Origin of the sequence: Pectobacterium artocarpous, assembly GCF_046159765.1 — a bacterium.
Taxonomy (GTDB): Bacteria; Pseudomonadota; Gammaproteobacteria; order Enterobacterales; family Enterobacteriaceae; genus Pectobacterium.
Map to the genome: position 1 here is coordinate 13,372 of NZ_JBJXVK010000001.1, position 22,482 is coordinate 35,853.

Annotated in this window: 22 protein-coding genes; 6 read left to right on the forward strand and 16 right to left on the reverse strand. The window is 51.1% G+C overall.

From position 1 onward, the window contains the following. Positions 1 to 38 precede the first annotated feature (38 nt). The gene (proQ, locus tag ACKQAD_RS00075) at positions 39 to 815 is read left to right on the forward strand and encodes an RNA chaperone ProQ (RefSeq protein WP_409158256.1); all 777 of its coding nucleotides are present in this window, start codon (positions 39 to 41) and stop codon (positions 813 to 815) included. 19 nt (positions 816 to 834) lie between these two features. After that, positions 835 to 2,850, forward strand: a complete 2,016-nt coding sequence (gene prc, locus ACKQAD_RS00080) for a carboxy terminal-processing peptidase (protein WP_409158257.1) — start codon at positions 835 to 837, stop codon at positions 2,848 to 2,850. A 142-nt stretch (positions 2,851 to 2,992) separates the two neighbouring features. Here prc and ACKQAD_RS00085 read toward each other — a convergent pair whose 3' ends face one another. The 6 genes from ACKQAD_RS00085 to potA all read right to left on the reverse strand — a co-directional run bounded on the left by ACKQAD_RS00085 (position 2,993) and on the right by potA (position 8,849). Then, complete coding sequence (locus ACKQAD_RS00085) at positions 2,993 to 3,859, reverse strand: helix-turn-helix transcriptional regulator (protein ID WP_409158258.1); 867 nt, start codon at positions 3,857 to 3,859, stop codon at positions 2,993 to 2,995. A gap of 44 nt (positions 3,860 to 3,903) precedes the next feature. Further along, positions 3,904 to 4,536, reverse strand: coding sequence for a YbhB/YbcL family Raf kinase inhibitor-like protein (locus ACKQAD_RS00090; RefSeq protein WP_409158259.1), 633 nt, complete (start codon positions 4,534 to 4,536; stop codon positions 3,904 to 3,906). Positions 4,537 to 4,983: 447 nt separating this feature from the next. Continuing rightward, the gene (gene potD, locus ACKQAD_RS00095; protein WP_409158260.1) at positions 4,984 to 6,027 is read right to left on the reverse strand and encodes a spermidine/putrescine ABC transporter substrate-binding protein PotD; all 1,044 of its coding nucleotides are present in this window, start codon (positions 6,025 to 6,027) and stop codon (positions 4,984 to 4,986) included. An 89-nt stretch (positions 6,028 to 6,116) separates the two neighbouring features. After that, the gene (gene potC / locus ACKQAD_RS00100; protein ID WP_409158261.1) at positions 6,117 to 6,893 is read right to left on the reverse strand and encodes a spermidine/putrescine ABC transporter permease PotC; all 777 of its coding nucleotides are present in this window, start codon (positions 6,891 to 6,893) and stop codon (positions 6,117 to 6,119) included. Beyond that, positions 6,890 to 7,750, reverse strand: a complete 861-nt coding sequence (gene potB, locus ACKQAD_RS00105) for a spermidine/putrescine ABC transporter permease PotB (protein ID WP_409158262.1) — start codon at positions 7,748 to 7,750, stop codon at positions 6,890 to 6,892. The genes potC and potB overlap by 4 nt, the downstream gene beginning before the upstream one ends. Beyond that, positions 7,734 to 8,849 carry a spermidine/putrescine ABC transporter ATP-binding protein PotA gene (potA, locus tag ACKQAD_RS00110; RefSeq protein WP_409158263.1) on the reverse strand — a complete coding sequence of 372 codons (1,116 nt, stop codon included), beginning with the start codon at positions 8,847 to 8,849 and terminating at the stop codon, positions 7,734 to 7,736. The genes potB and potA overlap by 17 nt, the downstream gene beginning before the upstream one ends. Positions 8,850 to 9,219: 370 nt before the next feature. On the opposite strand from potA, the gene pepT reads away from it, so the two are divergent. Continuing rightward, entirely contained in the window at positions 9,220 to 10,452 is a 1,233-nt protein-coding gene (pepT, locus tag ACKQAD_RS00115) for a peptidase T (protein ID WP_409158264.1), read from the forward strand. A 77-nt stretch (positions 10,453 to 10,529) separates the two neighbouring features. Here pepT and ACKQAD_RS00120 read toward each other — a convergent pair whose 3' ends face one another. The 8 genes from ACKQAD_RS00120 to rluE all read right to left on the reverse strand — a co-directional run bounded on the left by ACKQAD_RS00120 (position 10,530) and on the right by rluE (position 18,914). Beyond that, positions 10,530 to 11,651 (reverse strand): ribosomal protein uL16 3-hydroxylase, encoded by a 1,122-nt coding sequence (locus ACKQAD_RS00120; RefSeq protein WP_409158265.1) that lies wholly within the window; start codon positions 11,649 to 11,651, stop codon positions 10,530 to 10,532. 331 nt (positions 11,652 to 11,982) lie between these two features. Next, on the reverse strand, positions 11,983 to 13,437 hold the full coding sequence (gene phoQ, locus ACKQAD_RS00125) for a two-component system sensor histidine kinase PhoQ (protein WP_409158266.1): 1,455 nt from the start codon (positions 13,435 to 13,437) through the stop codon (positions 11,983 to 11,985). Continuing rightward, complete coding sequence (gene phoP / locus ACKQAD_RS00130) at positions 13,434 to 14,123, reverse strand: two-component system response regulator PhoP (RefSeq protein WP_409158267.1); 690 nt, start codon at positions 14,121 to 14,123, stop codon at positions 13,434 to 13,436. The genes phoQ and phoP overlap by 4 nt, the downstream gene beginning before the upstream one ends. A gap of 241 nt (positions 14,124 to 14,364) precedes the next feature. Next, positions 14,365 to 15,735 carry an adenylosuccinate lyase gene (gene purB / locus ACKQAD_RS00135; protein WP_409158268.1) on the reverse strand — a complete coding sequence of 457 codons (1,371 nt, stop codon included), beginning with the start codon at positions 15,733 to 15,735 and terminating at the stop codon, positions 14,365 to 14,367. A 229-nt stretch (positions 15,736 to 15,964) separates the two neighbouring features. Beyond that, complete coding sequence (gene hflD, locus ACKQAD_RS00140) at positions 15,965 to 16,603, reverse strand: high frequency lysogenization protein HflD (RefSeq protein WP_409158269.1); 639 nt, start codon at positions 16,601 to 16,603, stop codon at positions 15,965 to 15,967. A 2-nt stretch (positions 16,604 to 16,605) separates the two neighbouring features. After that, positions 16,606 to 17,712 (reverse strand): tRNA 2-thiouridine(34) synthase MnmA, encoded by a 1,107-nt coding sequence (mnmA, locus tag ACKQAD_RS00145; RefSeq protein WP_409158270.1) that lies wholly within the window; start codon positions 17,710 to 17,712, stop codon positions 16,606 to 16,608. 136 nt (positions 17,713 to 17,848) lie between these two features. Further along, on the reverse strand, positions 17,849 to 18,295 hold the full coding sequence (locus ACKQAD_RS00150) for an NUDIX hydrolase (RefSeq protein ID WP_409158271.1): 447 nt from the start codon (positions 18,293 to 18,295) through the stop codon (positions 17,849 to 17,851). Further along, entirely contained in the window at positions 18,288 to 18,914 is a 627-nt protein-coding gene (rluE, locus tag ACKQAD_RS00155; RefSeq protein WP_409158435.1) for a 23S rRNA pseudouridine(2457) synthase RluE, read from the reverse strand. Before rluE ends, ACKQAD_RS00150 begins: the two co-directional genes overlap by 8 nt. 131 nt (positions 18,915 to 19,045) lie before the next feature. On the opposite strand from rluE, the gene icd reads away from it, so the two are divergent. Then, complete coding sequence (icd, locus tag ACKQAD_RS00160; RefSeq protein WP_409158272.1) at positions 19,046 to 20,299, forward strand: NADP-dependent isocitrate dehydrogenase; 1,254 nt, start codon at positions 19,046 to 19,048, stop codon at positions 20,297 to 20,299. A 122-nt stretch (positions 20,300 to 20,421) separates the two neighbouring features. On the opposite strand, the gene ACKQAD_RS00165 is transcribed toward icd, so the two are convergent. Then, on the reverse strand, positions 20,422 to 21,573 hold the full coding sequence (locus ACKQAD_RS00165; RefSeq protein ID WP_409158273.1) for a site-specific integrase: 1,152 nt from the start codon (positions 21,571 to 21,573) through the stop codon (positions 20,422 to 20,424). After that, positions 21,563 to 21,724, reverse strand: a complete 162-nt coding sequence (locus ACKQAD_RS00170; protein ID WP_409158274.1) for a hypothetical protein — start codon at positions 21,722 to 21,724, stop codon at positions 21,563 to 21,565. Before ACKQAD_RS00170 ends, ACKQAD_RS00165 begins: the two co-directional genes overlap by 11 nt. A 24-nt stretch (positions 21,725 to 21,748) precedes the next feature. Between ACKQAD_RS00170 and ACKQAD_RS20355 the strand changes: the two genes are divergently transcribed. After that, positions 21,749 to 22,015, forward strand: coding sequence for a hypothetical protein (locus ACKQAD_RS20355; RefSeq protein WP_498044226.1), 267 nt, complete (start codon positions 21,749 to 21,751; stop codon positions 22,013 to 22,015). A gap of 54 nt (positions 22,016 to 22,069) precedes the next feature. Beyond that, positions 22,070 to 22,372 carry a hypothetical protein gene (locus tag ACKQAD_RS00175; RefSeq protein ID WP_409158275.1) on the forward strand — a complete coding sequence of 101 codons (303 nt, stop codon included), beginning with the start codon at positions 22,070 to 22,072 and terminating at the stop codon, positions 22,370 to 22,372. Positions 22,373 to 22,482: the final 110 nt, after the last annotated feature.

Genomic DNA, 22,482 nt, shown 5'->3' on the forward strand with positions numbered 1-22,482 from the left:
TGCGCCGGTTGGCAAACCCGTTGTAATCAGGAAATTTCATGGAAAATCAACCTAAGTTGAACAGTAGTAAAGAAGTTATTGCCTTTTTGGCAGAGCGGTTCCCGCTTTGTTTCACCACTGAAGGTGAAACGCGTCCGTTAAAGATCGGTATTTTTCAGGATCTTGTTGAGCGTGTACCAGAGTCCGATAACGTCAGCAAGACGCAATTACGCTCTGCGCTGCGTCTTTACACCTCAAGCTGGCGCTATCTGTACGGTGTAAAATTGGGTGCACAACGTGTCGATCTGGATGGCAATCCGTGTGGCGAGTTGGAACAGCAGCATGTCGATCATGCCCGCACGCAGTTGGAAGAAGCGAAAGCGCGAGTTCAGGCTCAGCGTGCTGAGCAGCGGGCGAAAAAACGTGAAGCAGCCGGGGAATCGGCAGACGCTGCGCGTACCCCTCGTCCCGCTCAGAAGCGTGCGCCGCGTCGCGATGCTTCCCAATACAACGCATCTCGCAACAGCGCATCTCAAAACAGTGCATCTCAAAACAGTGCACCGCGTAAACCCCGTCAGCCTTCTCTCGGCCAATCGCAGTCCTCTTCTCAGCCATCTGTTAATGCTCAACCTCGTCAGGCAAAGCCTGCCAGCAATGAGCGTCAGCGGGTAGCAGTTACGGATGTTTCCAAACTGCAAATCGGTCAGGAAATCAAAGTCAGAGCCGGCAAAGACGCCATGGATGCCACCGTGCTTGAAATTGCCAAAGGCGAAGTCAGAGTACAATTGGCTTCTGGACTGGCAATGATTGTACGCGCAGAACATTTGCAGTTCTGATACGGAGGCCAACCTGGGCATGAACAACTTAGTCAGAATAACCGCCATCGCAGGCTTACTGCTGACGGGCTCTAGTTTTGCAAATGAAAATATTACGCGTGTTGAGCAGATCCCTCAGCTACATCAGGAGCCTCAACATGCTACTGTGAGCGACAGGGTGGCCTCACGTTTTCTGCGTTCGCACTATCGCCAGTTTATGCTGGATGCGCAGTTCTCTGAGAAAATTTTTAACCGCTACCTCAACATGCTGGACTACAGCCACAACGTGCTGTTGGCTTCTGATATCACGCAGTTTTCCGGGCAAAAAGCCCAACTGGGCGACGCGCTGAAATCGGGTCAATTGGATGTTCCTTACGCGCTGTACAATCTGGCCCAGAAGCGTCGGTTTGAACGCTTTCAATATGCGCTGTCGCTGCTGGATAAACCTGTCGATCTGACGGGCAATGACACGTTTGAGCTCGATCGCAGCAAAGCCCCTTGGCCGCAGAACGTGGGTGAACTTAACCGCCTGTGGGATGCCAAGGTAAAATATGACTGGCTCAGCCTGAAGCTGACCGGTAAAGATGATAAAGACATCAAAGAGACGCTGACCAAGCGTTACCAGTTTGCTATTCGCCGCCTGGCGCAGAGCAACAGCGAAGATGTTTTCCAACTTGTCATGAACGCCTTTGCGCGTGAAATTGACCCGCATACCAGCTACCTGTCACCGCGTAACACCGAGCAATTCAATACCGAAATGAGCCTGTCTCTCGAAGGGATTGGCGCGGTGTTGCAGATGGATGACGACTACACCATGATCAATTCTATGGTGCCCGGTGGTCCGGCAGCGAAAAGCAAAAACATTACCGTCGGTGACCGCGTGGTTGGCGTAGGCCAAAACGGCAAGCCGATGGTGGATGTTATCGGCTGGCGTCTGGATGATGTCGTTGCGCTGATTAAAGGGCCGAAAGGTAGTAAGGTACGTCTGGAAATCCTGCCGGCTGGCAAGGGGACGAAAACCCGGATTGTCACGCTGACGCGCGAGCGTATCCGCCTTGAGGACCGTGCAGTCAAGATGTCCGTCAAGACAGTCGGCAAAGATAAAGTCGGCGTGCTGGATATTCCCGGTTTCTATGTCGGCCTGACGGATGACGTCAAAGTTCAGCTCCAGAAGCTGGAAAAACAGAACGTCAGCAGCATTGTGATTGACTTACGTACTAACGGCGGTGGTGCGCTGACGGAAGCGGTAGGGCTTTCCGGCCTGTTTATTCCAAGCGGCCCAGTGGTGCAGGTGCGTGATAATAATGGCAAGGTGCGTGAAGACAGCGACACTGATGGCATTGTGTATTACAAAGGCCCGCTGGTGGTACTGGTAGACCGTTTCAGTGCTTCTGCTTCGGAGATCTTCGCGGCGGCAATGCAGGATTATGGTCGTGCCTTGATCGTGGGTGAGCCGACGTTTGGTAAAGGCACCGTGCAGCAATATCGCTCGCTGAATCGGATTTACGATCAAATGCTGCGCCCTGACTGGCCCGCGCTGGGTTCCGTGCAATATACGATTCAAAAGTTCTATCGTATTGACGGCGGCAGTACGCAGATGAAAGGTGTGACGCCTGACGTCATGATGCCAACCGGCACCGAAACGGTAGATACCGGCGAGAAGTTTGAAGACAACGCACTACCGTGGGATAGCATTAAAGCGGCTAACTACACGAAAAGTGGCAATTTGAAGGCGCTGATTAGCACGCTGAATGAGCACCATCAGGAGCGCATCGCCAAAGATCCTGAATTCCAGTACGTCGCGCAAGATATCGCCCGCTACAACGCGATGAAAGATAAGCGCAACGTCGTCGCGCTCAATCTGGCTCAGCGCGAGAAAGAGAATGATGACGATGAAGCGATGCGTCTGAAGCGTATTAACGATCGACTGGCGAGAGAAGGTGAGAAACCGCTCAAGTCGCTGGAAGATCTGCCGAAGGATTATCAGGCACCCGATCCTTATTTGGATGAGACGGTGAAAATCGCTCACGATTTAGCGCAGGAACAGAAAGGCTGATACGCTAAAATCGTTCTGATCATCTGAGATCGTTAAGCGTCCTGTGGGTTATCCGACAGGGCGCTTTTTTTTGAAGGTAATTTCTGTGTTCACATCATAACGGTGTTGAATATGACAGGATGTGCAGTGCCGTAAGCGACGATTAACGAATCTTGGTTGGCGAACAGCCAAAACGGTGCTTAAACCGTTCGGAAAAACGCGCCGAGGATTTATATCCGCAGGCTTCAGCCAGAAGTGGCATACTCCATGACGTCGTCTGCACCAACATCATCGCGTGTTGCATACGCGTTTCCAGCAACAGCACTTCAAAACGTGTCTGCTCGGCGGATAGCCTTCGACGCAGCGTCGCCTCACTCATGGCCAGCCGTCGCCCCGCAGACTGTGCGGTCCAGTGACGCTCCGGCTCTTCGCTGATAAGTGCACGTAGCTGTGCCGTAATGCCAGGCTGTGATGGTGCGCCGAAGCTATATCCTCGTTCTGATAGCACCAGCAGCATATCCATCAGCCGGAGTTCGAGACGTGCTTCAGTGAGCGCGTTGCCCGTTATCCCTGCGACCAGATATTGCAATGTGTGGGTCAGATCGTCATCCAGTCTGAGGGTTGAGAAAGGCGCAGCATGGTGTACTGGCGACAATTTTTCCGGATAGCGGTGATAAAACTGCGCCAGAAGCGTGGATGAAAACGTCAGAAAGAGCGATCTGAAGACGGCGTCATGACCGCCGGGCGTTTTCGTCAAATTGGCACTGGTATCAGGCGTAATCAGGCAAAGTTGAGACGGGGTGTCAATAACTGTCGTGCCGTTCTGTTCAATAAGGGTCAATTGGCCGGAGAGAACCAGCAGAAGTGTGGCTTCATAAAAATGAAAGCGCGTTGTCTGCTGTGGCGTGCACAAATGGGGTTGGGCTAATGCACACAGGCCATACCGTTGTAGCGGCTGGCCTGACGGCAATATCCAGTCCGCCTCTGCACCCAGAGGCGGAGCTGCGGAGCGTAATGCGGTCACGCTCATAGCCCGTCATGCTTATAACGAGTCATTATCATCACTTATCATTATCACAACAATGCCGGGTTCAGCGTATACAGCCCGGTGAGTTTGGCTTCTGCCAATACTGGCGCGTTAGCCAGCGCAGCACGGACATTTGCCCCGTTAAGTTCGCCTTCTATCGCCAAAGAGGGTGTCGCGAGCGCGTAAAGCGTGAAGATGTAATGATGGACAAGTGCATCGTTCCACGGCGGGCAAGGGCCGTCATAGCCATAGTAGGTGCCTTTCATCTGCTCGTCCGTGGCGAACCAGACGGTGTAATCATTGATGCCGTGTCGGAGACCGGTAGGGGCATCCGGGCCCGTTTTACCACGTGGCGTGATGCCAGTGGAATGCGAGGCGGCAGGAATTTCATTGACGCTGGCTGGAATATCTAGCAATAGCCAATGGTAGAAAGCGACACGCGGCAGGGAGGCGCTCACCTCGCGGCCTTCCTGATTCACGTCGTCACCGCGGCTGGGGACATCAGGGTCGTGGCAGATCAATACGAAAGACTGTGTCCCTTCGGGCGCGCCGTGCCACGCAAGATGGGGGTTGTGGTTAGAAGACAGCTCAATGTGGCTAGTTGCATCCGGTACAGCAAAGGCAAATTCGCCTGGGATAGTTTCGCCGTCCTGAAAACTGTGGCTGGAAAGTTGCAGCATGGTGGTGTTCCTTATCGTGATTCCGGTGGGTGTGGAATCATTATAGAAGAAGCGGCGCACAATTATTTTCCTAATGCCGTCAGGATAATGCTTTTAGCTGTCAATTTGATGGCTTGAGATGATATTTGTAATCAGAGTAGAAACACAGTTTATGGTAATGAAAGCTAGAGGTTGCAGATAAAGCGCGTCGAGCGGTAGTAACGGATAGATCGTAAAGACGCTGCAAGTACGTCCATGTAAGCTCGGATTGCGCAGATATGAATCTCATCCCTGAGATTCACCCTTTCAGGGCCATCGCAAGCGACGTTCAAAAGCGTTCCTGACGCTTTTGTCCATGGCGCAAACGCTTTACTCTTCTATTCCGTTACCACCGTTCTTGTTCGGCAAATAGGGTTGTCTGCCGATTCCGATAGAGAAAGCCGATCTGCATCGCGATAGTGTGCGCGATTAACGACCCGCTTTTAGCTGCTGGAAGTAAGTTTCATACAGCGTGCTGGCACTGCCAACGTCGTTCTGCCATTCGCCTTTTGCGATGGTGTCGTCATCCGGGTACAGCGTTTTGTCCCCTGACACTTCCGGTGGGAGTAATTTTTTCGCTGCGAGATTCGGCGTCGGATAGCCGATAGTTTCCGCAACCTGCGCCGCCACTTCCGGGCGCAGCAGGAAATCGATCAGCTTCATCGCACCGTCAACGTTTTTGGCGTTAGCAGGAACCGCCAGGCTGTCCATCCAGAAGATGCCGCCTTCTTTCGGCCAGATGATATCCAGCGGTGTTCCCGCCTGACGTGCCACGTAGGCAGAACCGTTCCACACCATACCCAGATTGACTTCCCCTTCAATGAACGGGTTACCGGGATTATCCGAGTTGAATGTCAGCACGTTTGGCATCAGAGCTTGCAACTCTTTATAGGCCGCTTCAATCTCTTTTGGGTCGGTGGTATTTGCGGAGTAACCCAGCTTACGCAGGGCGATTTGGAACACTTCACGCGCGTCGTCTGTCAGCAGCAGGCTGTTTTTGTACTTCGCATCCCACAAATCGGCCCAACCACTGACGCTGGTGGGGTCAATCACTTCATGATTAACGCCAATTGCCGTGGCGCCCCAGATATAGGGAATCGAGTAGTCGTTGTTTGGGTCGAAGGATTTATGCAGCAGATTCGGATCGAGGTTATGGAAGTTACTGAGCTTGCTGGTATCAATCTTTTGCAGCATGCCTTCTTTACTCATCTTGGAGATGAAATAGGTCGATGGCACAACGAGATCGTAGGCACCGTCCTTATAGGTTTTCAGCTTGGCGTACATACTCTCGTTGGATTCATAGGTGGAGTAAATCACCTTGATCCCCGTTTCTTTGGTGAACTGTTCCAACAGGCCCGGTGGCACGTATTCGGTCCAGTTATAGAAATAAAGCGTTTTGCTGTCGTTGGCGTTGGCGGTGTTAATGCCGAATGCCAGGGCGCAGGCCGCCAGTAGGTGTGGCCACTTTTTCATTATGTTTACCTCCTTACAAATCCCAAAGGAAATACCTGTTGTTTTCAACGGGCATGAAAAGCAGATGTGAATAGCGCGAGCCGTAACCTCTATTTTCCGGTGCGGTCGCGTAAAATCAGCTGGCTACTGAGCACTAGCACGAGCGACAGAATGAGTAAAATCGTCGCCAGCGCGTTGACTTCGGGGGAGACGCCAACTTTCACCATTGAGTAAATCTTCAACGGCAGAATTTCATACGCGGGTCCGGTGACAAACGAGGACACCACCACGTCATCCATCGACAGCGTAAAGCTCAGCAGCCAACTGGCGGCCACTGCGGGCATCGCCAGCGGCAGAATAATTTTGCGCAAAATAATCACTTCGCTGGCGCCCAAATCACGTGCGGCTTCCAGCATCCGCACGTCAAACCCTTTCAGGCGCGAATAGACGGTCACCACCACGAAGGGCAGGCAGAAAGTAATGTGGGAAAACAGCAATGACCAGAACCCGAGCGATATTCCCAACAGCATGAAGAGCACCAGCAGCGAGATCGCCATCACGATATCCGGCGACATCATCACCACAAACAGCATGCCTCCGACAAAAGACTTGCCGCGAAAACGGTAGCGATACAGTGCGACGGCCGTCAGAGAACCAATTAGCGTGGCGAACGTTGCGGAAAATACGGCCATTATCAGCGAGTGCTGTGCGGCCTGAAGTAGGCTGTCGTTGTTCATCAGCAACCGATACCAGTCCAGCGTAAATCCCTGCCAGTTGATGCCAAAACGTGCCTGATTAAACGAGTTCACGATCAGAATGACGACCGGGATGTACAGGTAAGCGTAAATGATGGACATAAATCCACCGCGGATTAAGCGTCCGGTCATTCCAGCTCTCCTTTTTTATTCATCAGGCGAGCTGTACGGTAGTAGATAAAGAGCAGCACGCCCATGACCAGCGTCAGGCAGATGCTGGTGGCTGCACCAAACGGCCAGTCGCGGATATTAAGGAACTGGCTTTTAATGACGTTACCGATCAGCAAATTCTTGGCGCCCCCCATTAGATCGGCCACGAAGAACAGCCCCATAGCTGGCAGCAGAACCAGTAGGCAGCCGGCGATAATGCCCGGCATGGTCAGCGGGATCACTACACGAGTAAAGGTTTGCCATTTATTGGCCCCCAGATCGCGGGCGGCTTCAAGGTAGGATTTATCGAGCTTTTCAATGCTGGAATAGAGCGGCAGCACCATGAAAGGTAGCAGGATATAAATCAGGCCGAGAATCACGGCTTCGGAGGTATACATAATCCGCAGCGGTGTATCGATAAGGCCAGTCCAGAGCAGGAATTCATTCAGATGGCCGCGCGTACTCAGAAAAATTTTCAGCCCGTAAATGCGGATCAGCGAGTTGGTCCAAAACGGCACAATCAGCAGAAACAGCATCAGCGGCTGAATTTTCTTCGGCAAACGTGCCAGAATAAACGCAAACGGATAGCCCAGCAGCAGACAGCAGAGCGTGGCGATAACGGCCATGTTCAGTGAATGTACCAGAACTGAAGCATAAAGCGGATCGGCCAGGCGCGTATAGTTTTCCAACGTAAAGACCAGACTGACGAAATGCGTGTCATCGCGCGTCAGAAAACTGGTGCCGATAATCATTAGGTTGGGCAGGAAAACAAACAGCACCAGCCAGGCAACGATGAGTGTGATAATGATGTTTTGAAAGCGTTTACGCGACGTCTTCATCGTGCAGGACGACCTCCCAACTTTCTACCCAGGTGACATCGACTTTCTGGTTGAGTGTATGATCGAAGTCGGGATCGTCTTCGTTAAAGAATTCACTGACCATCACCATCTTGCCGTTTTCCAACTCAATGTTGGATTCCAGCGTCATGCCTTTATAGTTACGTTCGCGCACGTAACCCACCATCCCTTCCGATGGCATACTATCGCCCAGCTCTTCGACGCGTAAATCTTCCGGTCGCAGCAGCACGCTGAGGTGTTGGCCGACGGTAACCGGAAAGCTGACGGTAATCACACACTCATGGCCTTCGACCTGCGCGCGCACCCGCTGTTCGTCCAGCGATTCCAGCACGACAGCATCAAAGATATTAATTTCACCAATAAAGCTGGCAACGAACAGGTTTTTCGGTTCTTCGTAGATTTCACGCGGCGTGCCGTCTTGCTCGATGCGTCCATCGCGCATCACCACGATGCGGTCGGACATGGTCAGCGCTTCTTCCTGATCGTGCGTGACGAAAATAAAGGTGATGCCCAGCTTACGTTGCAGTGCCTTCAGTTCGTTCTGCATCTGCTTACGCAACTTATAATCGAGCGCGGACAGAGATTCATCCAGCAGCAGAACTTTTGGCTGATTGACGACGGCGCGGGCGATGGCAACGCGCTGTTGTTGGCCACCGGATAGCTGGTGCGGACGGCGCTGCGCCAGCTCTTCTAACTGCACCATTTTCAGCGCTTCAGTCACTCGTGGCGCAATCTCTGCGGCGGGCGTTTTCTGCATGCGCAGGCCAAATGCTATGTTCTCAAAAACGCTGAGGTGAGGAAACAGGGCATAACTTTGAAATACGGTATTAACATGCCGTTGCTCGGCGGGTTGATGGGTGATGTCCTGCTTTTCCAGCATGACATTACCACTATCGACCGTTTCGAGGCCAGCAATCAGGCGCAGTACCGTGGTTTTGCCGCAGCCGGACGGCCCGAGGATCGTCAGAAACTCCCCGTTATTAATGGTGAGATTAAAATGTGAAATGATGTCTTTGCCATCAAAGCCTTTATGGACGTTGAGCAATTCAACGACCGGCACAGTCAGGGAGTTTTCTTTCATTAAGGTCTGGCTCTATTTCCTGATTTGGCTGACCAACGGCATCTCCGTTGCATCGTACCAAGGGTTATCACCTTTCAGACAGCGTGTGCAGTTAAGGGGGGCATTTTACGGGAAACGCTGCTTAACGCCAACTTGTGTGGCTCCACTTCCTGCCGATTGGTGGCTGAATGGCGTAGATTCGGTCACTAAATTGGCGCAAATGTTTCCAGATTGTTTCCTGATTTGGACATTCTTCGTGACCCGGCTGCCGCTTTTTGGCCTAAATTCTGGTATGACAGTTTGTTAAATCGGGAAAAAACTGACCTGACGCAATATGTACCGAGGTAGCCCTATCCATAATGATTCTCAGGGTTCAGGGGGCATAAATAAGATGGATAAATTACTCGACAGATTTTTGAACTACGTTTCGTTTGATACACAGTCTAAACTCGGCGCCCGACACGTGCCAAGTACTGATGGTCAATTAAAACTGGCACGCGCGTTGCGGCAGGAATTGCTTGAACTGGGATTTGAACAGGTTGTACTCAGTAAACAGGGCTGCCTGATGGCGACGCTTCCGGCTAACGTTTCCTGGCCCGTTCCTGCTATCGGCTTTATTTCACACCTGGATACGTCGCCGGATTTTAGCGGTAAAAATGTTAACCCGCAGATTCTGGAAAACTACCGCGGTGGCGATATTGCCTTGGGCGTGGGGGATGAAGTGCTGTCACCGGTGATGTTCCCAGTGTTGCACCAACTCTTGGGGCATACGCTGATTACCACCGATGGTAAAACGCTGCTGGGCGCTGATGATAAAGCGGGGATCGCGGAAATCATGACTGCGCTGGTGCGTCTGAAAAAAAGCCAGCTACCGCATGGCGATATCCGCATTGCTTTTACGCCTGATGAAGAAATTGGCAAGGGTGCGCGGTTTTTTGATGTTAAAGCGTTTAACGCACAGTGGGCCTATACGGTGGATGGTGGTGGCGTCGGTGAACTGGAGTATGAGAATTTTAATGCCGCATCGGTTCAGGTGAAAATTGTTGGCAATAATGTGCATCCCGGTAGTGCCAAAGGTGTGATGGTGAACGCGCTGACGCTGGCCTCGCGTTATCACCAGCATGTGCCAGAGAGTGAATCACCAGAACAAACGGAGGGGTATCAGGGGTTCTACCACCTTCACAATATGAAAGGCTCTGTGGAGCGTGCCGACTTGCATTACATCGTCCGGGATTTTGACCGCAACGGTTTTGAACAGCGTAAACAGACGATGCTGGATATTGCGGAACAGGTCGGTGCAGGGCTGCACCCAGATTGCTACATCGAAGTCACGATTACCGATACCTATTACAACATGCGTGAGCAGGTTGAGCAGCACCCGCACATTATTGCGCTGGCACAGCAGGCGATGCGGGATTGCGATATTGAACCGAATATGAAACCGATTCGCGGCGGCACAGACGGCGCACACCTGTCATTTCAGGGGTTACCATGCCCGAATCTGTTTACCGGTGGCTACAACTATCATGGCAAACATGAATTTGTCACGCTGGAAGGCATGGAAAAGGCGGTCTCTGTGATTATGCGTATTGCGGAACTGACGGCGCTGCGGGCAAAGCCGTAGGCATCCCATCCGGCAGAGACGAATAAGGCGGGGAATTTCCGCCTTACTGCTGTGCTACCCTTTATTCAGGGTTGATCTTAATCCGCGAAGTACCAGTAACCGCTGTTGATCAGTACCGTGAGCTGCGCGAGGAAGGAAGGATCTTCCAGTGCATCACCCAACTGTTTCGCATCAATAGTTAGGTGCTCAGCTAACGCAAACAACGCGGATTTGTGCGTGCTGTTCACTTTCTCCCCGTTAACGAAGCAACTATCCCCTACGCAGATAACCCGCAGGCCGCCTAAACGACGTAGCGGCTCTCCTTGTTGCAGATAATCATACACTTCGTCTACTTGATAAGGGGGTTCCGGCGGTGAGAGGTCAAGTTCATGACGGGACTGGGAAATAAATTCACCAAACCAGTTCTGGAAATGCTCCGGCTGTTGCACCAGATCCAGCATCATTTTTTGCAGCGTATCCAGCTCTTGCGGCAGCACGCTGGCGACATGTTCACGGGAGGGAATATTGGGATCGCTGTAACGATAACTGCCGAGTTCGCGGGAAAGCACATAATCTGCAAAACCGCTAACCAGCTCGCGTGCATTTGGTGCACGGAAACCCACGGAGTAATTCAGCGAGTTCTCCAGCGAATAACCTTCGTGCGGGAAGCCCGGTGGAATATAGACGATATCGCCCGGTTCCAGCTCTTCATCAATAATGGCATCAAATGGATCGACCTGTAGCAGGTCTGGGTGTGGACAGTGCTGCTTCATCGGTATTTTTTCACCGATGCGCCAGCGGCGACGTCCCGTCCCCTGAATAATGAACACATCATACTGATCCAGATGCGGCCCTACGCCACCACCGGGGACGGAGAATGAAATCATCAAATCATCAGTACGCCAGTCCGGCAGTTGTCGAAATGGCTGCATCAAGGCAGAAGAAGGCTCATGCCAGTGATCGACGGCCTGTACCAGTAGCGACCAGTTACTTTCCCCCAGATGGTCATAGCTCTCGAAAGGGCCGTGGCTGACTTGCCAGCGTCCGTTCTGATGGCTGACCAGACGGCTATCGACCTCGTTTTCCAACGCCAGACCGGCGAGTTCGTCAGGTGAAATCGGGTCGATGAAATGCGTAAAACCGCCTTTAATCAGGAGTGGGCGCTTTTGCCAGTAGTTCGCTAAAAAATCCTGCCAGTCGAGATTGAGCTGATAGTCCATACCGTTTTCCAGAAACTCGTTTTTGAGGAAATGACTGTTCTTGAAGACATGATTTTTCTTTAAATAATCAGTATTTTAAAACAATCTGCATTGTGGCAATAAGTATATACTCTAAATAACTCGAGTTTCATGCCGGCGGCAAGAGAAGGACAAATTCGTCGGGAACGAATTTGACCAACCAACGGTTGGCCTTCGGTGAGAGACAGGATGTCTCTCATTTCATCCCGATGAGCTTACTGAAGTAAGTGATCCGGGTGAGTGAACGTAGCCAACGTACATGCAACTTGAAGTATGACGAGTATAGCGGAAGCATCGCGTGCTGTACTGCCTTTCACCCCTCATTCTGGCTCAGGTTCTGGCGGGAGAAAATCGCTTCGACTCGGGCACCGCCCAGTGCGCTGTCACTGATTAGGATCTCACCCTGATATTGTTCGATAATTTCGACGGCCACGGCAAGGCCTATACCTTGACCGGGTCGCATGCGGTCAGCACGTTGCCCGCGCAGGAAAATCATTTCGCGCTTGCTTTCATGGATACCGGGGCCGTCGTCATCGACAATCAGATGCAGCTTATGATCGGAGTATTGCACGCTAATCTCGACAAATTCGAGGCAGTACTTACAGGCGTTATCAAGAATATTGCCCAGCACTTCCATGAAATCATTCTTCTCACCGACGAAGGTTAGTTCGGGTGGAATATCGAGCGTTAACGCCACGCCTTTGCGCTGATACACCTTGTTTAGCGCGGAACACAGACCATCCAGCAGTGCCGAAACCGAGTGCACTTCGCGTGTCAGTAAATTATGTTCTGAGCGCACGCTAGCGCGACGCAGGTAATAGCCAATCTGCTGCGAAATGCGGCTGATCTGTGCCAGCATGATGGGCTCAGCTTGATCGATAGTGATCTCTTTACCGGTACGTAGCGCGCGTAACGTGGTTTGTAAGACGGCCAGCGGCGTTTTCAAACTGTGGGTGAGATCGGTGAGTGTCGTGCGGTACTTATGGTAGCGCTGACGTTCGTTGTTCAGCAGGATATTCAGGTTTTTCACCAGGCTGAACAACTCGCGCGGCGGGTTTTCATCCAGTTGTTCGCGCGTGCCTTTTTCCAACTCGGCGATCTGTTTTACCAAATGCTGAATAGGGCGCAGACTCCAGTGAGCGCCCAGCCATAGCAGGGGAAGCACCAGCAGAAGGTTGGCGATTAACACATAGCTGAACCACTCCCACACAACATCTTCCTGCTGGAGCTCCTGCGGAATGCGATCGACGACAACAATCGTGATTGATGGGAGATGTTCAGTCTTCGGATAAACATTCACGGCAATGGAATGCGTTAAGGCATTACTGTGCGCACCATTCAGCGCGCGCAGGCTGTTCAGCAGCAAGGTATTGCCCGTTAATACCGCGCTGCTGGTATCGGTGTCGGTATCTAATTCATGATAGGCCGTCTTGTTCAGCCATTCCGGATTGATCAGCGCTTCCAGTTCGGGAACGTGCTTTTCGCGCCAGAGCACGTTGCCATGCTCATCGTATATCAACACCAGCGTGGGAAAATTGATATCAACGTCGGGTGGAGTGATGATATTCAACTGGTTATCGCGCCACTGTGCGAGGCTGTAGTAGAGGTTACTTTCGCCGCGCAGTAGGCGGAATGAAGTTTTATCAAAGTTAACGCTGTAACCGATAATGGCGACGACGCCATAGGCTAGCGACAGCGCCAACACAATGGCTGCTGTCGCCAGTAAAAAACGAATGAGAAGCGAGAAAGGCGGCTTCTTCTCTCTCATACAGAACCTGAAGGCGTATCAATATCAAAACGATATCCTTGCCCGCGCATGGTCGTGATCACATCCTTTGCTTCTGATTGCTGAATTTTCTTACGTAGCCGCCCCATCAGTACGTCGATAGTGTGACTTTCCCGCAGTTCTGCATCCGGGTACAGCTGTAGCATCAGCGATTCTTTGCTGACAACCTTTCCTTTGTTACGAATCAATGTCTCGATAATGGTGTATTCGAACGCGGTGAGTTTGATCGGCGCTCCGTGGATCACCAGCTCGCGGCGTGATAAGTCGATCTCAAAAGGGGGCAGGCTGATGATTTGCGATGCCAGACCGCAGTTGCGCCGCATCAGCACCTGTAAGCGCGCAACGACCTCTTCCATATGGAACGGTTTGGTCACGTAATCGTCTGCACCAGCTTCCAGTACCGCCACTTTGTCCTGCCAGCCTTCACGAGCCGTCAGTACCAGAATCGGGAGTTTGACTTGATGAGCACGCCAACGACGGATCATGCTCATGCCATCTTCATCGGGCAACCCGAGGTCGACAATCGCGATGTCCGGCATATTCTCATGCAGAAAATAATCCGCTTCTTTGGCGTCAGACGCGGCATCAACCTGATGCCCCATTTCGTTCATCTGAACGGTTAAGTGATGGCGCAATAATACATTATCTTCAACGACCAGAATCCGCATCGTTATATCCTCTGTCGAATAGATAGGGGGCATATTTATCAAAATATTTTTCTGTATCCTATCTTTCATCTGCCACGTATGTCGCTCCCGCGTATCAACATTATACGCAGAGAAAGTGATTTATTTTATTTGCTAAATTATCCACTGGGAGCGTAAACCGGGTTTAAACGAGCTGGAAATGGTTGGTAAGTGGGATAACTGGCGGGCAGAGCGCCCGCCAGAGAAAGATCGCGATAGAGGATTATTTCAGGTCATCAACCATGGAGATAGCGCGGCCGATGTAGTTAGCTGGCGTCATGGCTTTTAGGCGAGTTTTCTCTGCCTCAGGTAATGCCAGACCATCGATAAATGCCTGAATACCCGCGGCATCAACACGTTTACCGCGCGTCAGCTCTTTCAGTTTCTCGTACGGCTTTTCAATCCCGTAGCGACGCATGACTGTTTGGATCGGCTCTGCCAACACTTCCCAGTTGTGATCCAGTTCGTCAGCCAGACGATCGCGGTTGACTTCCAGTTTGCCGATACCTTTCATCGTGGCCTGATACGCAATCAGCGCATAGCCCACGCCGACGCCCAGATTACGCAGCACGGTAGAGTCGGTGAGGTCACGCTGCCAGCGAGAAACCGGCAATTTGCTGGCCAGATGCGCCAGAACGGCGTTCGCCAGCCCCAGGTTGCCCTCCGAGTTTTCGAAGTCAATCGGGTTCACTTTATGCGGCATGGTGGAGGATCCGATTTCACCGGCAATGGTTTTCTGTTTGAAGTGATTCAGGGCAATGTAGCCCCAGATATCACGGTCAAAGTCGATCAAAATCGTGTTGAAACGTGCGATGCAATCGAACAACTCGGCGATGTAATCGTGCGGCTCGATCTGCGTGGTGTACGGGTTCCAATTGATGCCCAGCGAGGTGACAAAGCTTTCGCTGAACTGGTGCCAGTCCACGTCCGGGTAGGCAGCCAGGTGAGCGTTATAGTTACCGACAGCGCCATTAATCTTGCCCAGAACCTCAACTTGTTGCAACTGACGATATTGGCGTTCCATGCGGTAAGCCACGTTAGCGAACTCTTTACCGATGGTAGATGGCGTGGCTGGCTGGCCGTGTGTGCGTGAAAGCAGCGGGATATCGCGGTATTCCTGCGCCAGCGTTTTCAGCGCATCAATGATTTGACGCCAGTGTGGCAGGATGACGTCGCGGCGGGCGGTGTCCAGCATCAACGCGTGAGACAGGTTGTTAATGTCTTCTGACGTACAGGCAAAGTGGATGAACTCGTTGACGGCGTGCAGCGCAGGAGTCGCGGCCACTTTTTCTTTCAGGAAATACTCAACGGCTTTCACGTCGTGGTTGGTCGTACGCTCGATGGTTTTAATACGCGCCGCATCTTCTTCACTGAATTCGGCGACAATTTTATCAAGGAAAGCGTTTGCGTCCGCGTCAAATGCAGGAACTTCCCGGATCTCTGCACAGGCTGCCAGTTTTTGCAGCCAACGTACTTCAACCTGCACACGGAATTTCAGCAAACCGAATTCGCTGAAAATGGTGCGCAACGTGCTGACTTTATCGCCGTAGCGTCCATCAATAGGGGAAACGGCGGTCAGTGAGGATAATTCCATCGCAAGCAACTCCTGAGATTGGTTTCAATAACGATTAATTTCAATAAGAACAGCGAATTTCAATAACAATTCGTTTCAATAACAATTCGTTTCAATAACAATTCGTTTCAATAACAATTCGTTTCAATAACAATTCGTTTCAACAACAGCAATTTGTTTCATAACAACAACCGGTTTTGTGACGCTGGCGTTAATCACACCAGCGCTAATCATCGCGGCAAGAATACCATCAAACCGATGGGCAACGCGCCAATACCTGTTTCGCTTCTTTAACCAACTGGCTGCGTGAAAACATTAACTGTAAGCGTCCTCCGCCAATTTGCTGCCAGAGTACCGCAGAGCGGATACCAGCCAACAGCGCAGCACGCACTTTCGCTTGCACCTGGCTATTTTTCAGCACTTCCGGCGAACCGGTAACCTGAATACGAGGCCCCAGCGTGCTGATGACATCTACGTAAATCGCAGCCAGTGCGCTCACAATCGTTTCGGAAAGCAGGTCGAAATGCTCCAGTTCGCGTTCCAACTGCCCGATGCGTTTACCCAACTCGTCAAGCGTGGCAGACTTTGCTTTCAGCTTGCGTTCTAACGCAATCAGGCTGAATGCATAGCGTGATAATTCTGCACCGGCACCTTTATTACTGCTGGTGTTCAGAATGCCTAACAACGTTTCCAACCCCACTTTCAGGTTTTGTTCGTCATTGCCGTAAACGGCCAGCGTGGAGGTAGGATTGAGGTTCAACACGCTGTTCAGCGAGATATGTAGCGCATCATTATTACAGTGACCGGTATGGGCCAACTGCTGGACTAGATGCGCCGATTGGCAAACGCCCGCTAACGCCAGCGTAATTTCATAATAATTCTTAGCCACGGTTACTCCTGTAAGCGTTCTTCAATGATGCCGCCGCCAAGGCACACATCGTCCAGATAAAAAACGGCGGATTGGCCTGGTGTCACGGCTGCGACGGGTTCATCAAAACGCACGGTAATGCGATTGTCGTCAAGTGGCGTGACGGTGCAGGGGATGTCGGCCTGACGGTAACGGGTTTTTACCGTACAGCGTAATTCAGCGGTTAGCGGCTGACGGTCTACCCAATGCAGTTGCTGTGCGATTAAGCCGTACGACATCATGCGAGGGTGTTCGTGACCTTGTGCGACATACAAAATATTGTTGGCGACATCTTTATCTACCACGTACCAGGGATCTTCGCCGCCATCTTTGACGCCACCGATACCCAGACCTTTGCGCTGCCCCAGCGTGTGGTACATCAACCCCTGATGTTGTCCCATCGGTTTGTTGTCATCAACGGACAGAATCGGGCCCGGCTGTGCGGGCAGGTAACGTGCCAGAAAATCAGTAAATTTGCGCTCTCCGATAAAGCAGATACCGGTAGAGTCTTTCTTCTTCGCGGTCGCCAGCTCAAGTTCTTCGGCGATTTTGCGCACCTGCGGTTTTTCCAGTTCGCCGACCGGGAATAGACTTTGTGCGATCTGCTCATGGCTCAGTGTATAAAGAAAATAGCTCTGATCTTTGTTGCCGTCCATGCCGCGCAGCAAACGGCTCTTGCCGTCAACATCGTTACGGCGGACATAGTGGCCTGTCGCGATATAGTCTGCGCCGAGGTCCTCTGCGGCGAATTCCAGGAAGGCTTTGAATTTGATTTCTTTATTGCACAGGATATCGGGATTGGGAGTACGGCCCGCTTTGTATTCTTCAAGGAAGAGTTCAAAAACGTTGTCCCAATATTCAGCGGCAAAGTTGACGGTATGTAATTCGATACCCAGCTTGTCGCAAACGGCTTGTGCATCGGCAAGGTCGGTGGCTGCTGAGCAATATTCCGTGTCGTCGTCCTCTTCCCAGTTCTTCATGAACAGGCCTTCAACATGATAGCCCTGTTGCTGTAACAGGTAAGCGGAAACGGAGGAATCAACACCGCCGGACATACCGACAATCACTTTTTTCTGGCTGTTATCTGACATGGAAGTCTCACGAACTGAAATTTACTGACGCATTGATGCGAAAAACAAGCGGCATATTTTAGCATGTTGAACCGCGGGCTGCATCGCTATTCCTGCTGTGCGATGGCTCGCTCGCGCAGCAGGAATAGCAGGGTGCCTAGAAAGGCCAGTTGAACGCGCCCAGTACGGTTAACGGATAGCGTTCTGGCTGCTGATAGCAGCGAATACTTTCAGCCACCAGCGGCGAGCGAAGCTGGCGAGAATGCAGAATGTCCTCGGCGGTCAGCCAGCGGCAGCATTCGATATCGCTGTCGTGCGGTTGGGTGTCGACCCGCGCAGGCAGATCGAGCGCGAAGCAAAAACGTAAAAATGGCGTGCTGTCGGGCGCGATCCACTGGTGCAGACGTAAGAAACTTTGCGGCGTGGCCTGAATACCGGTTTCTTCCCACAGCTCACGGCTTGCCGCCTGAATCAGCGTTTCGTCGGCTTCCAGATGGCCCGCGGGCTGATTCCACAATAATTTATCGTTAATCAACTCTTCGACGACCAGAAAATGGTTTTCGGCCTGTACCACACAGGCGACTGTCACATGAGGCTTAAACATCCGCTATCTCCTTCCATTCTCCAGGTAACAGGTTTTCTACCGTCTGATTGGCCATGCCGTATCGAATCAGACGCAAGGTAGGATACCCGATATTCGCCGTCATTCGACGGACTTGCCGATTACGACCTTCATACAGCGTGATTTTCAGCCAGCAGTCAGGAATGCTTTTACGCTCGCGTATGGGCGGATTACGTGGCCACAGCCAACTGGGTTCCGGTACGATTTCCGCCCCTGCGGGCAGCGTTTTGCCGTCATTCAGATCCAGACCGGTACGAAAGCGCGTCAGGGCGGCATCCTCAGGAATACCCTCGACCTGAACATAGTAAATTTTGGCCGTTTTTTGCGTTGGCTGGGTCAGCCGAGCCTGAAGTTTGCCGTCATTAGTGAGAATCATCAGACCTTCGCTGTCGCGATCCAAACGACCGGCAGCATAAATACCGCTAACCGGAATGTAGTCTTTTAACGTGCGGCGTCCGGCTTCATCAGTGAATTGTGGCAGGACATCGAAGGGTTTATTGAACAAAACGATTCGGCGTGGCGCGTTGTCAGGCTGTCTTTTTCTTGCCGGCTGTGAGCTGAATCGTTTAACTTTGTGATTTTTAACAGGGAATTTATTCATCATCTTTATAGTCGCGGGAAACAGAAGCATTATACTCGAAATGGTTTACGATTGGCGCGGGCTAAATATTCAAGTAGTATTGACACGCATCTTACAAGTCATTAACAAAATTGCGCTCGAAGGAGAGGTTAATGGAAAGCAAAGTAGTTGTACCGACAGAAGGTCAGAAAATCACAGTTGATGCTCAAGGCAAACTGGTAGTTCCTAACAATCCGGTTATTCCGTTTATCGAAGGTGACGGCATTGGTATCGATGTCACGCCAGCCATGATCAACGTCGTTGATGCCGCTGTGAAGAAAGCCTATCAGGGCAAGCGCGCGATTTCCTGGATGGAAATCTATACGGGTGAAAAATCCACGCAGGTCTACGGTAAAGATGTCTGGCTGCCAGACGAAACGCTGGATTTGATCCGGGAATACCGTGTGGCGATTAAGGGCCCACTGACAACGCCAGTCGGTGGTGGCATCCGTTCTCTGAACGTTGCGCTGCGCCAACAGTTGGATCTGTATGTTTGCCTGCGTCCGGTACGCTACTATGAAGGTACACCTAGCCCGGTTAAACAGCCTGAGCTGACCGACATGGTGATCTTCCGTGAAAACGCCGAAGACATTTATGCAGGTATCGAGTGGAAAGCGGGTTCTGCTGAAGCAGACAAAGTGATCAAATTCCTGCGTGAAGAAATGGGCGTTAACAAAATCCGTTTCCCAGAACAGTGTGGTATCGGCATTAAGCCGTGTTCCGAAGAAGGGACCAAACGTCTGGTTCGCGCTGCAATCGAATACGCGATTACCAACGACCGTGATTCCGTCACGCTGGTGCACAAAGGCAACATCATGAAATTCACCGAAGGCGCATTCAAAGACTGGGGTTACCAGTTGGCGCGTGAAGAATTCGGCGGTGAACTGATCGATGGCGGCCCATGGGTGAAAATCAAGAATCCGAACACTGGCAAAGAGATCGTGGTAAAAGACGTCATCGCCGATGCCTTCCTGCAACAGATCCTGCTGCGCCCGGCGGAATATGACGTTATTGCTTGTATGAACCTGAACGGTGACTACATTTCTGATGCTCTGGCTGCACAGGTGGGTGGTATCGGTATTGCTCCGGGCGCGAACATTGGTGACGAATGCGCACTGTTTGAAGCCACGCACGGCACGGCACCAAAATATGCGGGTCAGGATAAAGTGAACCCAGGTTCCGTGATTCTGTCTGCTGAGATGATGCTGCGTCACCTGCACTGGTTCGAAGCGGCTGACCTGATTGTTAAAGGCGTTGAAGGCGCGATCAAGAACAAGACCGTGACTTATGATTTCGAACGTCTGATGGAAGGCGCTAAGCTACGGAAATGTAGTGAGTTTGCGCAAGACATCATCGATAACATGTAATCTTACTGTTATCACATTGATCGGCGGGGGCGCTTTGCTCTCGCTGATTTTTAACATCGGAAAAAGCATTCAGTAAAATTCCAGTAAAATAGAACGAAAAATCACCATTTTTATGGTGGCCGTCATCCTGTTTTAATCTGAATTGTTACCCAATCTTTACCGCGATCATCGTTATAGCTATCTGTCTGCTGCTGTGATTTATGCCCCAGAAGCATTCGGGTATCGACGTCACCTTGCTCCCTATAAAGCCGCTCTGCTAATGACCTCTGTTCGTGAAATGTCGGTGGTGTGCCGTTTTCCCACATAAGGCTTGTTTTATCTCTGGCTGCACTGAATCGCATCGCAATGGTTCTGGATGCCACGGCAGCGCCACGCTCTGCTTGTGAGGTGGAACGAAAGAAGTGAACCAGATGGGGACTGACAACGTAATCTCTGCACCGTGCAATGACATCGCGCAGCGTCCATCCTGTGGCATTGGATTTCAGTGATAGTGGGATGGCAACCCGGGCACCCGTTTTCTCTTGAACAACATGTAGGTGGTCATCCCAGATATCTGAAAATTTCATATTGGCGATATCCCCTAAGCGTTGTGCTGTCACCAGTGCCAGTAACATGGCGTTTCCCATGTATTGATGTTGAGCATCGGCCACATCAAAAATGGCCTGCCATTCATCCAAATCCAAACGCTGGCGTTGAATTCTTTTACGTGGCTGCTTGGTGGCAAGTGCAGGGTTATAACCAGGAGGGACTTCACCAGCATGCTGCGCCTCTTTGAAAACATCAATGAGGACGGAACGAACGACCTGTGCCATGCGTGATTGTCCGTTAGCTTTGTAGTCATCCAAAATTTCTGCAATATCTTTAGCCCCTACCTCCGTGAGTAATTTCATTCCCGCGTGCTGATTAAATAAGGATATGGGTTTATTACGTTGTTTGTGAGTATTGAACTTGATATCGCCTGATTTCAGCCTCTCATCTTGAATCGCTTTATACTTTTCCAGCCAACCGCTTACGGTTATACCTTTTCCTGAGATTGACAGAGTACGTTCACGGATAGCAAATGCCTGTTTCACCTGCTGTTCGCTAATTCGTAGGTTGGCTTCTATTGCGATTGCGATTGCGATTGCGGTAGCGTCAGCCTCATTTGTTCCAAGTCCATGCCTCTTGCCCGTTAAAGGGTGTTTATATTGCCAATAAACCCGCTTAGTTCGCGGGTCGTTAAAACAAAATAGATTTTGCACTTTAATGTTATGTTTCCGAGGTCTACCGGCCATCTGAAAGAATCCTTTTCAGCCGACGGATCTCTGCGAGTTGCTGATCGCGTAATGTGCGACTATCGTTCAACTCCATTTTTACGCGCGCCAACTGTGCTTTAAGGCGCTCAGGGTTGAGGGATTTCAACTGATTCAGCTCGGTCGCCAGCATCCCCTTTTCGGTGATGGCCAGCTTATATTTTGCAGTGACGCCGTCACGCTCGGCAGTGGCTTCGGCTGCCCACGCTGTAACGGAACGGGGAAAACGCTACGTCCAACCATTGCCATGTGTAATGAATGCGGCGGTGACGGGCATATTGCGGCGACGTTTGAGCACTTGGGTAACTCACTGGCTATCATAGGGGCTGTGATATCTGTCTGTGAATGGCCGCAGTATCTGGATCTAGTTAAACGCTGCATGCGCTGGTTGTATGTTGAAGAAACTTGCGCATCAGATGTTTGAATCGCCAGCTAAAGGATGAAATAATTCAGTAAATTCGTTATTTCAGAGATAAGCATGAAAAAATGGATAATTTTGTTGTCACTCTTCCCAATGGTCGCCATCGCTGATATGCGCACTGACCCTATGACTAGGTGTTTAAGTGATCACACGATCCCCCGAATCTTGGGAAAAGAATCATCGAAGAAAATTGTCGATGAAGCCTATGTCATTTGTGAAAGAGAAGTAAAAGAATGGCAGGATGGTAGAAAGGAATTACCGGAAGAAATGCAAGCTAAGCATAATAAAGAGATTTATGATTTTTATATTAGAATGATCGATATAAGGCGAAAAGCAATAGCGGCCAAGAAACCCGATTGACCTAATTTGTCTGCTGTGACAGGTGGACTCGCGCCTGATAAGAAGCAACGGATGAGACTAAATGCAGTAATGAGCTGAAGGCAAAAATATCGCGCTCGCAACCGACGGTC

Bases quoted from the DNA above. Each gene is read 5' to 3' on its own strand.
- potB (WP_409158262.1), bottom strand. From the start codon at position 7,750: ATGAAGACGTCGCGTAAACGCTTTCAAAACATCATTATCACACTCATC.
- proQ (WP_409158256.1), top strand. From the start codon at position 39: ATGGAAAATCAACCTAAGTTGAACAGTAGTAAAGAAGTTATTGCCTTT.
- potA (WP_409158263.1), bottom strand. From the start codon at position 8,849: ATGAAAGAAAACTCCCTGACTGTGCCGGTCGTTGAATTGCTCAACGTC.
- ACKQAD_RS00090 (WP_409158259.1), bottom strand. From the start codon at position 4,536: ATGCTGCAACTTTCCAGCCACAGTTTTCAGGACGGCGAAACTATCCCA.
- prc (WP_409158257.1), top strand. From the start codon at position 835: ATGAACAACTTAGTCAGAATAACCGCCATCGCAGGCTTACTGCTGACG.
- icd (WP_409158272.1), top strand. From the start codon at position 19,046: ATGGAAAGCAAAGTAGTTGTACCGACAGAAGGTCAGAAAATCACAGTT.
- pepT (WP_409158264.1), top strand. From the start codon at position 9,220: ATGGATAAATTACTCGACAGATTTTTGAACTACGTTTCGTTTGATACA.
- phoP (WP_409158267.1), bottom strand. From the start codon at position 14,123: ATGCGGATTCTGGTCGTTGAAGATAATGTATTATTGCGCCATCACTTA.
- ACKQAD_RS00085 (WP_409158258.1), bottom strand. From the start codon at position 3,859: ATGAGCGTGACCGCATTACGCTCCGCAGCTCCGCCTCTGGGTGCAGAG.
- ACKQAD_RS00120 (WP_409158265.1), bottom strand. From the start codon at position 11,651: ATGGACTATCAGCTCAATCTCGACTGGCAGGATTTTTTAGCGAACTAC.
- purB (WP_409158268.1), bottom strand. From the start codon at position 15,735: ATGGAATTATCCTCACTGACCGCCGTTTCCCCTATTGATGGACGCTAC.
- ACKQAD_RS00150 (WP_409158271.1), bottom strand. From the start codon at position 18,295: ATGTTTAAGCCTCATGTGACAGTCGCCTGTGTGGTACAGGCCGAAAAC.
- mnmA (WP_409158270.1), bottom strand. From the start codon at position 17,712: ATGTCAGATAACAGCCAGAAAAAAGTGATTGTCGGTATGTCCGGCGGT.
- rluE (WP_409158435.1), bottom strand. From the start codon at position 18,914: ATGAATAAATTCCCTGTTAAAAATCACAAAGTTAAACGATTCAGCTCA.
- ACKQAD_RS00175 (WP_409158275.1), top strand. From the start codon at position 22,070: ATGAAAAAATGGATAATTTTGTTGTCACTCTTCCCAATGGTCGCCATC.
- ACKQAD_RS00165 (WP_409158273.1), bottom strand. From the start codon at position 21,573: ATGGCCGGTAGACCTCGGAAACATAACATTAAAGTGCAAAATCTATTT.
- ACKQAD_RS00170 (WP_409158274.1), bottom strand. From the start codon at position 21,724: ATGCTGGCGACCGAGCTGAATCAGTTGAAATCCCTCAACCCTGAGCGC.
- phoQ (WP_409158266.1), bottom strand. From the start codon at position 13,437: ATGAGAGAGAAGAAGCCGCCTTTCTCGCTTCTCATTCGTTTTTTACTG.
- potD (WP_409158260.1), bottom strand. From the start codon at position 6,027: ATGAAAAAGTGGCCACACCTACTGGCGGCCTGCGCCCTGGCATTCGGC.
- potC (WP_409158261.1), bottom strand. From the start codon at position 6,893: ATGACCGGACGCTTAATCCGCGGTGGATTTATGTCCATCATTTACGCT.